The 12,776-nt window shown below is 68.1% G+C and carries 12 protein-coding genes; 2 read left to right on the top strand and 10 right to left on the bottom strand.

Annotated features, from left to right (window positions below):
• Positions 1-122: 122 nt before the first annotated feature.
• From C1707_RS05830 to C1707_RS05805, 6 genes are all read right to left on the bottom strand, one after another.
• The gene (locus C1707_RS05830; RefSeq protein ID WP_101713177.1) at positions 123-1,025 is read right to left on the bottom strand and encodes a ParB/RepB/Spo0J family partition protein; all 903 of its coding nucleotides are present in this window, start codon (positions 1,023-1,025) and stop codon (positions 123-125) included.
• A gap of 101 nt (positions 1,026-1,126) precedes the next feature.
• On the bottom strand, positions 1,127-1,960 hold the full coding sequence (locus C1707_RS05825) for a ParA family protein (RefSeq protein WP_101713178.1): 834 nt from the start codon (positions 1,958-1,960) through the stop codon (positions 1,127-1,129).
• Positions 1,917-2,570, bottom strand: coding sequence for a 16S rRNA (guanine(527)-N(7))-methyltransferase RsmG (gene rsmG, locus C1707_RS05820; protein WP_101713179.1), 654 nt, complete (start codon positions 2,568-2,570; stop codon positions 1,917-1,919). Before rsmG ends, C1707_RS05825 begins: the two co-directional genes overlap by 44 nt.
• 26 nt (positions 2,571-2,596) lie before the next feature.
• A complete protein-coding gene (gene mnmG / locus C1707_RS05815; protein ID WP_101713180.1) occupies positions 2,597-4,465 on the bottom strand; it encodes a tRNA uridine-5-carboxymethylaminomethyl(34) synthesis enzyme MnmG in 1,869 nt (622 codons plus the stop codon).
• A gap of 171 nt (positions 4,466-4,636) precedes the next feature.
• Positions 4,637-5,974: a tRNA uridine-5-carboxymethylaminomethyl(34) synthesis GTPase MnmE gene (gene mnmE / locus C1707_RS05810; protein WP_101713181.1), complete on the bottom strand. Its 1,338-nt coding sequence runs from the start codon at positions 5,972-5,974 to the stop codon at positions 4,637-4,639.
• Positions 5,974-6,219, bottom strand: a complete 246-nt coding sequence (locus tag C1707_RS05805) for a DUF6489 family protein (protein ID WP_101713182.1) — start codon at positions 6,217-6,219, stop codon at positions 5,974-5,976. Before C1707_RS05805 ends, mnmE begins: the two co-directional genes overlap by 1 nt.
• A gap of 115 nt (positions 6,220-6,334) precedes the next feature.
• On the opposite strand from C1707_RS05805, the gene C1707_RS05800 reads away from it, so the two are divergent.
• Positions 6,335-7,027, top strand: a complete 693-nt coding sequence (locus C1707_RS05800) for a dienelactone hydrolase family protein (RefSeq protein WP_101713183.1) — start codon at positions 6,335-6,337, stop codon at positions 7,025-7,027.
• Positions 7,027-7,992 carry a quinone oxidoreductase family protein gene (locus C1707_RS05795; protein ID WP_101713184.1) on the top strand — a complete coding sequence of 322 codons (966 nt, stop codon included), beginning with the start codon at positions 7,027-7,029 and terminating at the stop codon, positions 7,990-7,992. Before C1707_RS05800 ends, C1707_RS05795 begins: the two co-directional genes overlap by 1 nt.
• 235 nt (positions 7,993-8,227) lie before the next feature.
• Here C1707_RS05795 and rho read toward each other — a convergent pair whose 3' ends face one another.
• The 4 genes from rho to hemE all read right to left on the bottom strand — a co-directional run bounded on the left by rho (position 8,228) and on the right by hemE (position 12,522).
• Complete coding sequence (gene rho / locus C1707_RS05790; protein ID WP_101713185.1) at positions 8,228-9,673, bottom strand: transcription termination factor Rho; 1,446 nt, start codon at positions 9,671-9,673, stop codon at positions 8,228-8,230.
• A 307-nt stretch (positions 9,674-9,980) separates the two neighbouring features.
• The gene (locus C1707_RS05785) at positions 9,981-10,481 is read right to left on the bottom strand and encodes a CopD family protein (protein WP_276310662.1); all 501 of its coding nucleotides are present in this window, start codon (positions 10,479-10,481) and stop codon (positions 9,981-9,983) included.
• Positions 10,442-11,488 (bottom strand): ferrochelatase, encoded by a 1,047-nt coding sequence (gene hemH / locus C1707_RS05780; protein WP_338032111.1) that lies wholly within the window; start codon positions 11,486-11,488, stop codon positions 10,442-10,444. The genes C1707_RS05785 and hemH overlap by 40 nt, the downstream gene beginning before the upstream one ends.
• Before the next feature lie 5 nt (positions 11,489-11,493).
• Entirely contained in the window at positions 11,494-12,522 is a 1,029-nt protein-coding gene (hemE, locus tag C1707_RS05775) for a uroporphyrinogen decarboxylase (protein WP_101713188.1), read from the bottom strand.
• Positions 12,523-12,776 lie beyond the last annotated feature (254 nt).

Raw genomic sequence — 12,776 nt, 5'->3', positions numbered from 1 at the left:
TTAGAGCAAGGCATTAGGCGAGAATATCGCCCTCCCCGCCCTCGCCTGTGGCGAACGGCGCGACCAGGGATACGGTCGCGACCTGTTTCCTGCGCCACAGAAGGCCCCGAAAACGGGCCCGATCAGACGCCGCGAGTCAGGCGGTTGCAGAGGTCGTCCAGTTGCTCGAGCGTGGCGTAGCGCACGATCAGCGAACCGGCGCCGCCGCGATGGTCGATCTCGACGTCGAGGCCCAGGACCGACGACAGGTCGGCTTCCAGGGCCTGGGTGTCGGTGTCCTTGGCGCGCGGCGCACGCGGCGGCGCGGCGCCGCCGTTCTTGGCGCGTGGGGTCGCGTCGCCGGTCTGGGCGACGCGGGCCAGGGTCTCGGTCTCGCGCACCGACAGGCCGCCGTCGATGACCTGCTGAGCCAGGGCGGCCGGATCGGCGGCCGTGGCGATGGCGCGGGCATGGCCGGCCGTCAGGGCGCCGGTGACCAGATGCTGCTGCACGGCTTCCGGCAGGGCCAGGAGGCGCAGGGTGTTGGCCACATGGCTGCGGCTCTTGCCGATGGTCTGGGCGATGGCGTCCTGGGTGCGGCCGAACTTGTCCATCAGCACGCGGTAGCTCAGCGCCTCTTCGAGGATATTGAGGTCCGAGCGCTGGACGTTCTCGATGATGCCGATCTCGAGCACGGCCAGGTCGTCGAGCTCGCGCACGATGATCGGCACGGTCTTGAGGCCGGCGCGCTGGGCGGCGCGCCAGCGACGCTCGCCGGCGACGATCTGGTACTCGCCCGGAGCGCCCGGCGCCGGCCGTACGAGGATCGGCTGCAGGATGCCCTTCTCGGCGATCGAGTTGGAAAGTTCTACCAGGTCTTCCTCGCGGAAGGTCCGGCGGGGCTGGTCGGGATTACGCTTCAGAAGCTCGATCGGCGCCTCGCGCGAACCGCCGGTATTGTCGCCCGGCGCCTGGGCCGGAGCGGCGTCGACCTCGCCCAGCAGCGCCGACAGACCGCGACCCAGACCTCGACGGCCTTCCGACATCCCCGCTTCACCGACCACGACCGTCTCCTCGAAACTTCAACTTCAATAATGGCTTCGACCCGTATCCTCAGGTCGGCCGGCAATTGGGTAGGCCCTCTGGATCAGGCGGCCTGGGCCTGGCGATCCTTCTCGCGGCTGATCACCTCGCGGGCCAGCCGCAGATAGGCCTGACTGCCGGCGCACTTGAGGTCGTACAGCAGCACCGGCTTGCCGAAGGACGGCGCCTCCGACACCCGGACGTTCCGCGGTATGACTGCGTCGTACACCTTGTCGCCGAAGTGCTCGCGCACGTCGCGGGCGACCTGCTCGGAAAGGCTGTTGCGGCGATCGTACATGGTCAGCACCACGCCCTGGATCTCCAGGCGGGGGTTCAGGCTGCCGCGCACGCGCTCGATGGTCCGGATCAGCTGGGTCAGGCCTTCCAGGGCGAAGAACTCGCACTGCAGCGGCACGAACACGGCGTCGGCCGCGGTCATCGCGTTGACCGTCAGCACGTTCAGCGACGGCGGGCAGTCGATCAGCACGTAGGTGTAGGGACCGTTGGCGCGCAGCGGCTCCAGCGCGTCGCGCAGACGGTAGGAGCGCCGCGCCACCTGGCCCAGCTCCAGCTCGACGCCCGACAGGTCGGCGTCGGCGGGGATCACGTCCAGGCCCGGCAGCGAGGTCTGCACGGCGGCCTCGATCACCGGGGCCTCGCCCATCAGCACGTCGTACAGTGTCTTCTTGCGCTGCAGGCGGCCGATCCCCAGGCCCGTCGAGCAGTTGCCCTGCGGGTCGGCGTCGATCAGCAGCACGCGCTCGCCGCAGGCGGCCAGGGCCGTGCCCAGGTTGATGGCCGTGGTGGTCTTGCCCACCCCGCCCTTCTGGTTGGCGACGGCCAGGACTCTCAGCTCAGACTTTGCGGACACGGCTCGGCCCCTTGATTTGCACGACATGGCCGCGCGGGTCGCTCTTGGAGCCCCGCACGTCCGCTTCGAACTTCCAGGTCTTCTCGGCTTCAGCGATTTCGGCGGCGACCTCCTGGCCCTTCAGGAACCAGGCGACCGCGCCGCGCTTGAAATAGGGTTGCGCATATTCCAGCAGACGCGGCATCGGCGCGCAGGCCCGGGCCGTGACCACCTGCACCTTCAGGTCCAGGCTCTCGGCGCGGGCGTTGTGGATCTCGACCGGCAGGTCGAGCTCGCGGGTCACCGCTTCCAGGAACCGGCAGCGCTTGGCCATGCTCTCGACGAGATGGACCCTTGCCCCCGGAACGCCCTTCAGCAGGATGGCCAGCACCACGCCCGGCAGGCCGGCGCCGGCGCCCAGATCGGCCCATACCTTGGCCTGCGGCGCGAAGGCCAGCAGCTGGGCGCTGTCCCAGGCGTGGCGGTTCCAGTAGGCGGCCATGGAGGCCGGGCCGACGAGGTTCATCACCTCGTTCCACTCGGCCAGCAGATCCTTGTAGCGCGCCAGGTCGGCGACCTGCGCGTCGGTGGAGCCGGTCAACCGCTGGAAAGCCGCGGCGTCGACGGGGTCGAGCGTCTCGATGACGAGTTCGCCCATCGCGTTTTGAGGAGCGGCTTGAGCCATCAGGCGGCCCGGCCCCGTCGCACGTGGGCCAGCAGGGCCGTCAGGGCGCCGGGGGTGACCCCCTCGATGCGGGCGGCCTGACCCAGGGTCAGGGGCTTCACCCGGATCAGCTTCTCGCGCACCTCGTTGGAGAGGCTGCCGATGTCGCGATAATCGAGATCGGCCGGCAGGCGCAAGTCTTCGTCCTTGCGCAGGCTTTCGGCGTCGGCGCGCTGGCGGTCGAGATAGCCGGCATAGGCGGCCTCGATCTCGATCTGCTCGCGGGCCATCGGGCTCCAGTCGGCGATTTCGGGCCACACGCGGACCAGTTCGTCCAGGCCCACGTCGGGATAGGCCAGCATGGCCAGGACGTCGCGGCGCTGGCCGTCGGCATTGACCTTGAAGCCGGCCTTCACGGCCTCGGCTGGGGTCATGTTGAGGGCGCGGGCGCGAGCGCGGACGGCGTCCAGCTCGGCCTTCTTGTCCGTCCAGGCGGCGGCGCGGACATCGCCCACCACGCCCAGTTCGACGCCGCGCTCGGTCAGGCGCTGGTCGGCGTTGTCGGCGCGCAGGGTGAGGCGGAACTCGGCCCGGCTGGTGAACATGCGGTAGGGCTCGGTCACGCCACGGGTGACCAGGTCGTCGATCATCACGCCGATATAGGCCTCGTCGCGGGCGAACACCGCCGGCTCGCGGCCCTGGGCCGAAAGCGCGGCGTTCATGCCGGCGACCAGGCCTTGCGCGCCGGCCTCTTCGTAACCCGTCGTGCCGTTGATCTGGCCGGCCAGATAGAGGCCCGGCAGGCGCTTAGTCTCCAGCGTGGCGTAAAGCTCGCGCGGATCGACGTAGTCGTACTCGATCGCATAGCCGTAGCGGATCACCTCCACGGCCTCGAGGCCGGGGATGGTGCGCAGGAACAGCAGCTGGGTCTCGGCCGAGACCGAGGTCGAGACGCCGTTGGGATAGACGGTGTCGTCGTCCAGGCCCTCGGGTTCGAGGAACACCTGGTGGCTGGTCTTGTCGGCGAAGCGGACGACCTTGTCCTCGATCGATGGGCAGTAGCGCGGGCCGATCCCCGTGGCGCGGCCGCCATAGACGGCGGACTCGCCCAGGCGCTCGGCGATGATCCTATGGGTTTCCTCGGTCGTGAAGGTGATGCCGCAACGGATCTGCGGCACGTCGATGCGGTCGTTGAGGAACGAGAACGGCACGGGCTCTTCGTCGGCCGCCTGCATGTCGAGGCGATCCCAGGCGATGGTCTTGCCGTCGAGGCGGGCGGGCGTGCCGGTCTTCAGGCGGCCCATGTCGAATCCCAGGCCGTACAGGCGGTCCGACAGGCCAATCGACGGCTGGTCGCCGACCCGGCCGGCCGGAATGCGGGTTTCGCCCTGGTGGATGACGCCCTTGAGGAAGGTGCCGGTGGTCAGCACCACCTTCGGGGCGCGGTAGGCCGTCCCCTCCCCGTCCACGGCGCCGGCCACGTGGCCGTCCTCGACGATCAGGTCTTCGGCCGCGGCCGCGATCACGTCGAGGTTGGGATAGGCGAACAGCTCGGCCTGCATGGCCTCGCGATAGAGCTTGCGGTCGATCTGCGAGCGCGGGCCGCGAACGGCCGGGCCCTTGGAGCGGTTCAGCATCCGGAACTGGATGCCGGCCTTGTCGGCCATGCGGCCCATCAAGCCGTCCAGGGCGTCGATCTCGCGCACCAGATGGCCCTTGCCCAGGCCGCCGATGGCCGGGTTGCACGACATCTCGCCGACGGTTTCACGTTTGTGGGTAAGCAGCAGGGTGCGGGCGCCAGTGCGCGCGGAGGCCGCCGCGGCCTCGCAGCCGGCATGACCGCCGCCAATAACGATGACGTCCCAGGACTGGGGCGAAGAGTTGGACAAGGGAGAAACGCGCCTCGATGCGGAACGCCCCGACCTAGCGGGAGCGTGCCTGACTTATAGCTTCAAGCCGCCCTGTGGGCGAGTCGACTCCGGAGCGTTTCACGTGAAACGCGGTGCGCGTATCTGTGGTCAGCCTGTGGACGGTTCAAGCCCCTGTTCCACGTGAAACATTCACTTCCCAATGCAGAAGCTTGAAAAGACACGGTCAAGCACGTCCTCCGGATCGATCCGGCCCGTGATCCGCGAAAGCGCACGTGAAGCCAGCCGAACATCCTCTGCAGCCAGTTCCACATCATCGACCTCGGCCAGGGCGCGTTGCAGGTAGGCCCTCGCCTCCCCCAGGCGCTCGGCATGGCGGATCCGGGTGGCGGCCGGAAACTCGGCGCCGGACAGCGCCTCGACCACGTGCTCGGTCAATGCCGCCCTGATCGGGCCGGCGCCCTGCTCGCGGGCGGACAGCGACACCACGTGCAACCCCAGCGTCTCGGTCTGGACCCGTATGGCCTCAACGGCGTCCGGCTCTACCAGGTCGATCTTGTTGACCACCAGCCAGTCGCCGGCCCGGACAATTGCGTGATGTTCGGATTGTTTCACGTGAAACGCCGCCGCGTCGACGACCCAGAGCCGCAGGTCCGCCTCGTCGGCCCAGGCCCGCGCCCGGCGCACGCCTTCGGCCTCGATGTCGTCGGCGGTTTCGCGAATACCCGCCGTGTCGGCCAGCAGCGCCTTGTAACCGCCGAGCACCAGGGGAACCTCGATGACGTCGCGCGTGGTGCCCGGCGTCGCCGTGACGATCGCGGCGTCGCGCTCGGCCAGGGCGTTGAGCAGTGTGCTCTTGCCGGCGTTGGGCGCGCCCACCAGGGCGATCCGGAAGCCGTCGCGCACCCGGCGACCACGTGCGACATCGGCCAGAGCGGCGTCGATCTCGACGGCCAAGGTCTCCAGGCCAGGCCTGGCGCGGGCCGCCACGTCCTCGGGCAGTTCCTCGTCGGGAAAGTCGACGGCGGCCTCCAGCATCGCCAGCGCCTGCACCAGCAGGTCACGCCAGCCGTCATAGCGACGGCCCAGGGCGCCGCCCAGCTGACCCAGCGCCTGCCTGCGCTGGCCTTCCGTCTCGGCGTCGATCAGGTCGCCCACGGCCTCGGCCTGGGCCAGGTCGAGCTTGCCGTGCTGGAAGGCCCGGCGGGTAAACTCGCCCGGCTCGGCCAGGCGCAGGCCCAGGGCCGACAGCGCCGAGAGCAGCGCCTCGACGACCGCCCTGCCCCCGTGCACGTGAAACTCGGCGGCGTCCTCACCGGTGTAGCTGGCCGGGCCCTGGAACCACAGCACCAGCGCATCGTCGATCGCCACGCCGTCATGGCGCAAGGTGCGCAGGGTCGCCTGGCGCGGCTTGGGCAGTCCGCCGATCAGGGCGCGCACGGCCTCGCCGCTGGCCGGGCCCGAGACGCGGATCACCGCCACGGCTGCGCGACCGGCCGCCGTCGCCGGCGCGTAGATCGTATCGGTCATCAGTCGCGCTTGCCGACCGCCGCCCCGGCCGCCGCCGTCATCAGCTTGCGGAAGCTGTCCTGAGCCCCGGCTCCGAACGCCATCCAGTTCTTCAGCAGTTCCTCGGGGGCCAGCATCGCCATGTTGGCGTCCATGCGCGCCTGCATCTCCTTGACCAGGTGATCGTTGAGGGCGCTCACGTCGGGCAGGCCCAGGAAGGCCCGGGCCTCCACGGGGGTGCAGTCGATCTCGATCGTCATCTTCATCGAAAAGGTTCCCTGGCGGCAGGCCACGAGATTGTGACGCCGCGCCCTGCTCGCGGCAGGTTAGAGCGCTTCGGTCGAAAGTCCCATCGACGGCTTATTGTATGTGGAGAGCCCCATGAGCGAGACCCTCACGATCAACACGCCCGATGGCGACTTTTCGGCCTATGTGGCGCGCCCCGCCACGGGAGACAACCCGCCGGCCGTCGTCGTCATCCAGGAGATCTTCGGCGTCAACCAGGTGATGCGCGACATCTGCGACAAGCTGGCCGGCGAAGGCTTCCTGGCCGTATGCCCCGACCTGTTCTGGCGGATCGAGCCCGGCATCGACATCACCGACAAGTCCGAGGCCGAGTGGAAGAAGGCCTTCGAACTGTTCAACGCGTTCGACGTGGACGCCGGCGTCGCCGACATCGACGCGACCATCGACGCCATCCGTCCGCAGTCGTCGGGCAAGGTCGGGGCGGTCGGCTACTGCCTGGGCGGCCTGCTGGCCTTCCTGACGGCGACCCGCACCGACGCCGACGCGTCCGTTTCCTATTACGGCGTCGGGCTCGAGAAACATGTCGGCGAGGCCGAGAAGCTGGAAAAGCCGCTGCTGCTTCACGTGGCCGAGGAAGACAAGTTCGTGCCCAAGGAAGCCCAGCAAGTGATCTTCGCCGCCCTGAAGGATCATCCGCAGATCACCCTGCACACCTATGCTGGCCGCGACCACGCCTTCGCCCGCGAAGGCGGCGAGCACTATGACGCCGCCGACGCCGCCCTGGCCAACGGCCGCAGCCTGGACTTCTTCAAGAAGACCCTCGCCTGATGCTGGCGGTCGAAGCCAAGGCCGCGGGCGGCCCCGAGGTTCTGGAGGTCGTGGAGCGCGACCTCCCCTCGCCCGGCCCCGGCCAGATCCTCGTCCGCCACGCGGCCGTCGGACTGAATTTCATCGACACCTATCACCGCTCGGGCCTTTATCCCGTGAAGTACCCGCAGGTGCTGGGCCTGGAGGCCGCCGGTCACGTGGAGGCCGTCGGCGAGGGCGTCAGCCGCTTCGCCGTGGGCGACCGTGTCGCCTACAACGGCACGATGGGCGCCTATGCGGAGGCTTCGGTCGTCCCGGCCGATCGGGCGGTGAAGGTTCCGGACGACGTCGAACTGGACGTGGCTGCCGCGTCCCTGCTCAAGGGCATGACGGCCGAATTCCTGGTGCGTCGCTGCTTTCCCGTGAAGACCGGCCAGGCCGTGCTGGTCCATGCCGCCGCCGGCGGGGTCGGCCAGATCCTGGTGCAGTGGGTCAAGGCCCTGGGCGCCACGGTCATCGCCACGGTTGGCTCGGAGGCCAAGGCCCAGGTCGTTCGCGACCTCGGCGCCGACCACGTGATCCTCTACGACCACCAGGACGTCGCCGCCCGTGTGGCCGAGATCACCGGCGGGGCCGGTGTGCCGGTCGTCTATGACGGCGTCGGCGCGGCGACGTTCCGGGGCAGCCTCAAGAGCCTGGGCCGGCGCGGCGTGCTGGTGACCTACGGCAACGCCTCGGGGCCCGTGCCGCCATTCGCGCCGCTGGAGCTGGGCGCCAAGTCGGCGTGGATCACCCGGCCCCGGCTGTTCGACTACATCGTCACTACCGAGGAGCTCGACGAGAGCGCCGCGGCGCTGTTCGAGGTTCTGGCCTCGGGCGCGGTGAAGGTCGAGATCGGCCAGCGGTTCCCGCTGTCCGAGGCTCGGGCGGCGCATGAGGCGTTGGAGGGACGGAAGACGACCGGGGCGACGGTGCTCGTGCCTTAGGGCGGGAGCGAGGGTTTCGTCCTGTAGCCGTCGAGGGAAATTTCCACGGCCGGAGAAGTCCCCCTCCGGCCCTCCGGGCCACCTCCCCCCAAGGGGAGGATCTGGTGCGGGGATGCTCCCCCCTTGGGGGAGCTGTCGGCGGAGCCGACTGAGGGGGTCCCACCACCAGTTTACCAACAAAAAAGGCCCCGGATCGCTCCGGGGCCTTTCTCGTGTTTCACGTGAAACACCAAGCTTAAGTATTCATGCTCTGGAAGAAATCCCCGTTCGTCTTCGACTGACGGAGCTTGTCGAGCAGGAACTCGATGGCGTCCGAAGCGCCCATCGGATTGAGGATCCGGCGCAGCACATAGGTCTTCTGCAGCTGGTCGCGCGGGGTGATGAGCTCTTCCTTGCGGGTGCCCGACTTGAGCACGTCGATGGCCGGGAATATGCGCTTGTCGGCCACCTTGCGGTCGAGGACGATTTCCGAGTTACCGGTGCCCTTGAACTCTTCGAAGATGACTTCGTCCATGCGGCTGCCGGTGTCGATCAGGGCCGTGGCGATGATCGACAGCGAGCCGCCCTCTTCCACGTTGCGCGCGGCGCCGAAGAAGCGCTTGGGGCGCTGCAGGGCGTTGGCGTCGACGCCGCCGGTCAGCACCTTGCCCGACGACGGGACGGTGGTGTTGTAGGCGCGGCCCAGGCGGGTGACCGAGTCCAGCAGGATGACGACGTCGCGCTTGTGCTCGACCAGGCGCTTGGCCTTCTCGATAACCATCTCGGCGACTTGCACGTGGCGCGTGGCCGGCTCGTCGAAGGTCGAGGCGATGACCTCGCCCTTCACCGTACGCTGCATGTCGGTGACTTCTTCCGGGCGCTCGTCGATCAGCAGGACGATCAGATAGCACTCGGGGTGGTTGGTCTCGATCGACTTGGCGATGTTCTGCAACATCACCGTCTTACCCACCCGCGGCGGGGCGACGATCAGGCAGCGCTGGCCCTTGCCGAGCGGAGCGACGATGTCGATGACGCGGCCCGAGCGATCCTTGATGGTCGGATCGGGCAGTTCCATGTTCAGGCGCTCTTCGGGATAGAGCGGCGTCAGGTTGTCGAAGTGCACCTTGTGACGCACGTTTTCCGGGCTTTCGAAGTTGATCTTCGAGACGCTGGTCAGGGCGAAGTAGCGCTCGCCTTCGCGCGGCGAGCGGATCGCGCCCTCGACGCTGTCGCCGGTGCGCAGGCCGAACTTGCGGATCTGCGAGGGCGAGACGTAGATGTCGTCCGGACCGGGCAGGTAGTTGGCTTCCGGCGAGCGCAGGAAGCCGAAGCCGTCCTGAACCACTTCCATGGTGCCCGAACCGAAGATCTCCACGCCTTCCTCGGCGAGGGTCTTCAGGATGGCGAACATCATGTCCTGCTTGCGCATGGAGTTGGCGTTCTCGACCTCGAAGGTCTCGGCGAACGCCAGCAGGTCGGCCGGGGACTTTTCCTTCAGTTCCTGCAGCGACATGCGCGTCAGGCCCATGGCGGCGATGGCCGCCGTGATCTCGGCGTTGTCGTCTTCGTCGCCCATGTCGCCTTCGGAGGCGCCCTCGACGGAAGCTTCGACGGTGGTGTCGATCGCGATCTCGGCCGAACCCTCTTCCGTCGCGTCGACGGTTTCCAGTTCGGGGACTTGCGGGTCGGTGTCTTCAGACATGCATAGACTCACAGTGGCCCGGATACGATCCGGGCTTGGATAGAAATTCAGCCGGCTTCACGGGAAGGCGGCGATGGGGTCGCGCCATGACGACGGCGCGGATCGATCAGGGGAACGGATCATGGGGCGCTCCAGGACGGGCGCGATCCGTGAAAGGCGGGAACGCTGCGGTATGACCACAACGTCTGACCAAGACGGGAACCACAAGGCGGGGTCCCGGTCAAGCGCTACCAGAGCAGTCCTGTGGGCTGTCGCCACACAGGCGGGGGATGAAGACGGGAGAATGCCGGGCCAGGCGCCCTTCCCGCTAGTTCAGGTACTTGGTCGTCACCGACAGCACGATGACGATCGCCGCCACGAAGGGCAGCTCGTTGGTCGCCCGCCAGAACTTCTCCGAGCGGGTGTTCTGGCCGGCCTCGAACGCCTTTCGGGCCTTCGACAGGAAGCCGTGCCAGCCGAACAGGAAGAACACGCCGGCCAGCTTGGCCAGCATCCAGGGCTTCAGCAGGAAGTCCCAGCCGCGGATCACGCCGTCCGCCATGATCAGGCAGAGGCCGAAGACCAGGGCCGCGATCATCGCCGGATTGATGATCCCGCGCAGCAGCCGCCGCTCCATGACCTTGAAGGTGGCGTCCATCTCCGAGCCGAGCGTGGCCCCGGTGTGGTAGACGTAGAGGCGCGGCAGGTAGAGCATCCCCGCCATCCAGGCGATCACGGCCAGGATGTGCAGGCCGCGGATCAGGTTGAAATGCTCGACCAGGAAGTCGGTCACGCGGCGGCTCCGGGGCAGGGTTGGTCTTCTTCGCAGATCAGCGACGAAGCATCGGCGAGGGCCTCGGTGACGAGAGTCCCCAAACAATCGATGAACGCGGGCGCGACGCCAAGGGCCGGCACGCGGGCGTAGATCGAACCGCCGTGCTCGTAGGCCAGCTCGCGATATTCGACGTCCAGCTCGACCAGCGTCTCGATGTGCTCGGAGACGAAGGCGATCGGCGTGACGACCAGCGCCAGGCCGGCCTCGGACGCGGCCTTGATCTCGTCGTCGGTGGACGGGCCGATCCATTTCAGCGGGCCGACGCGGCTCTGGTAGCTGATCTTCCAGTCGACGCCCTCGCCCAGGACGTCGCCAAGCCTTTCGGCGACCGCGGCGGCCGTGGCCTCGACCTGGCGCTGGTAGGGATCGCCGGCCAGGATCACCTTTTCCGGCAGGCCGTGAGCCGAGAAAAGGATGCGCGCGGGCCTGGGCGAACCGGCCTTGGCGTATTCGGCGCGGATCAGATCCGCGTGCGCCTGCACGAAACCGTCGGCCGTGGGATAGCAACACACGGTCGTCGTGCGAGCCGCCCCCCTGCGCCCGCCGACCTTGCGCCAGGCGCGCTCCCACGCCTTCAGCGACGACGCCGTCGTCGTCGTCGAATACTGCGGATAGAGCGGCAGCAGCACGACCTCGTCGGGCTTCCAGGCCTTCACCGCCCGGGCGGTCTGCCCGGTCAGCGGATCCCAGTAGCGCATGGCGACGAAGGCCTTGACCTCGTCGTCCGGCAGGCGCTGGGCCAGCACCGCCTCCAGAGCCCGCGCCTGTTTCTCCGTTTCCGGCAGCAGGGGCGAGCCGCCGCCCATCAGGGCGTAGTTGGCGCGCGCCGACTTGGCCCGGGTGGTGGAGATCAGGGCGGCGACCGGATAGCGGATGAAGAACGGCGCCTGGATGATCGCCGGGTCGCGAAACAGGTTGAACAGGAACGGCCGCACCGCCGCCTGGCCGTCGGGCCCGCCCAGATTGAACAGGACGACGGCGATCTTTCGCCCGCTCTTCAATTCGCTCACAGGCCAGTCACCCGCTTCAGCACCTGCTCGACATGAGCGATCGGCGTGTCGGGCAGGATGCCGTGGCCCAGATTGAAGATATAGGGGCCCTGCCCCCATTGCTCGAGCATCTGGTCGACGCGCTCGTCCAGCGCCGGACCGCCGGCCCGCAGCAGCAGCGGGTCGAGCGCGCCCTGGATGGTCTTGGTCTTCTGGATCGCCTGGCCCAGCTTCGCCGAGGCCGAGGTGTCCAGCGCCACGCCGTCCACCGGCACGGCCTGCGCGTAGGCCTCGACGAGTGTGCCGGCCCCCCGCGGGAAGCCGATGAGCGGCACGGTCACGCCGCGCGCCCGAAGGCCTTCGACGATGGCGATGTGGGGCCTGGTCACCAGACGCTCGAAAAGCGGCTCGGAGAGACCCTCAGCCCAGCTCTCGAACAGCTTCAGCGCCTGGGCGCCGGAAGCGGCCTGCATGGCCAGATAATCCACCGTGGCGTCGACCAGGATCTGGATCAGCCGGTCCAGCTTGTCGGCGTGCTGATAGGCGAAGGTGCGCGCGCCCGAACGATCGCTGGAGCCGCCCTCGATCATGTAGGTCGCCACCGTCCACGGCGCGCCGGCGAAGCCGATCAGGGCCTTGGACGGATCGATGTCGGCGCGGACCCGCGAAAGGGTCTCGCCGACGGCCCTCAGGGCCTCGCCGGCCTGCTGGGTCTTGTCGGCCATGGCGTCCAGATCGGGCAGCTCGCCGAGCTTGGGACCCTCGCCGGCCTCGAACCAGACCTTCTGGCCCAGCGCGCCGGGGATCAGCAGGATGTCGGCGAAGACGATGGCGGCGTCATACGGAAAGCGGCGCAGCGGCTGCAGGGTGACCTCGGCGGCCTTTTCCGGGTTCAGGCAGAAGCTGATGAAGTCCGGCGTCGTCGCCCGGACGGCGCGATACTCGGGGAGATACCGGCCCGCCTGGCGCATGAACCAGACCGGAGGCCTCTGGGCGGTCTCGCCGGCCAGCACGGAGAGAAACTTCGGGATCGGTGCGCTCGTCATACCCGGCGTTAAATCCCGGCGAGCCGTTCCACTCAAGTCCGTGCGATCCCGTACCCTCATATTCTTCTTAAAAATAAGAATCTTAGAAAGAGAGGAAGAAGGGGGAGGGCAAGTGCAACACGGGGATAAGTCCGCCCCGGTGGACAACTCCAACAGGCCCTACTCGGTATGCCCCAGCTTGGTGCACATGGGAGTCATACCTTGTGAACTTCGTGGACAAGCTTCCAACCCATCGGATTCCTTACGAAACCCAG

Origin of the sequence: Caulobacter flavus, assembly GCF_003722335.1 — a bacterium.
Classification (GTDB): Bacteria; Pseudomonadota; Alphaproteobacteria; order Caulobacterales; family Caulobacteraceae; genus Caulobacter; species Caulobacter flavus.
This window is presented reverse-complemented; position numbering and strand designations above follow the sequence as displayed.

What these genes read in the sequence shown, in the direction of transcription:
- C1707_RS05805 (WP_101713182.1), bottom strand. Translation starts at nt 6,219, where the DNA reads ATGAAGATGACGATCGAGATCGACTGCACCCCCGTGGAGGCCCGGGCC.
- C1707_RS05825 (WP_101713178.1), bottom strand. Translation starts at nt 1,960, where the DNA reads ATGTCGTGCAAATCAAGGGGCCGAGCCGTGTCCGCAAAGTCTGAGCTG.
- C1707_RS05830 (WP_101713177.1), bottom strand. Translation starts at nt 1,025, where the DNA reads ATGTCGGAAGGCCGTCGAGGTCTGGGTCGCGGTCTGTCGGCGCTGCTG.
- C1707_RS05800 (WP_101713183.1), top strand. Translation starts at nt 6,335, where the DNA reads ATGAGCGAGACCCTCACGATCAACACGCCCGATGGCGACTTTTCGGCC.
- rsmG (WP_101713179.1), bottom strand. Translation starts at nt 2,570, where the DNA reads ATGGGCGAACTCGTCATCGAGACGCTCGACCCCGTCGACGCCGCGGCT.
- rho (WP_101713185.1), bottom strand. Translation starts at nt 9,673, where the DNA reads ATGTCTGAAGACACCGACCCGCAAGTCCCCGAACTGGAAACCGTCGAC.
- hemE (WP_101713188.1), bottom strand. Translation starts at nt 12,522, where the DNA reads ATGACGAGCGCACCGATCCCGAAGTTTCTCTCCGTGCTGGCCGGCGAG.
- mnmE (WP_101713181.1), bottom strand. Translation starts at nt 5,974, where the DNA reads ATGACCGATACGATCTACGCGCCGGCGACGGCGGCCGGTCGCGCAGCC.
- C1707_RS05795 (WP_101713184.1), top strand. Translation starts at nt 7,027, where the DNA reads ATGCTGGCGGTCGAAGCCAAGGCCGCGGGCGGCCCCGAGGTTCTGGAG.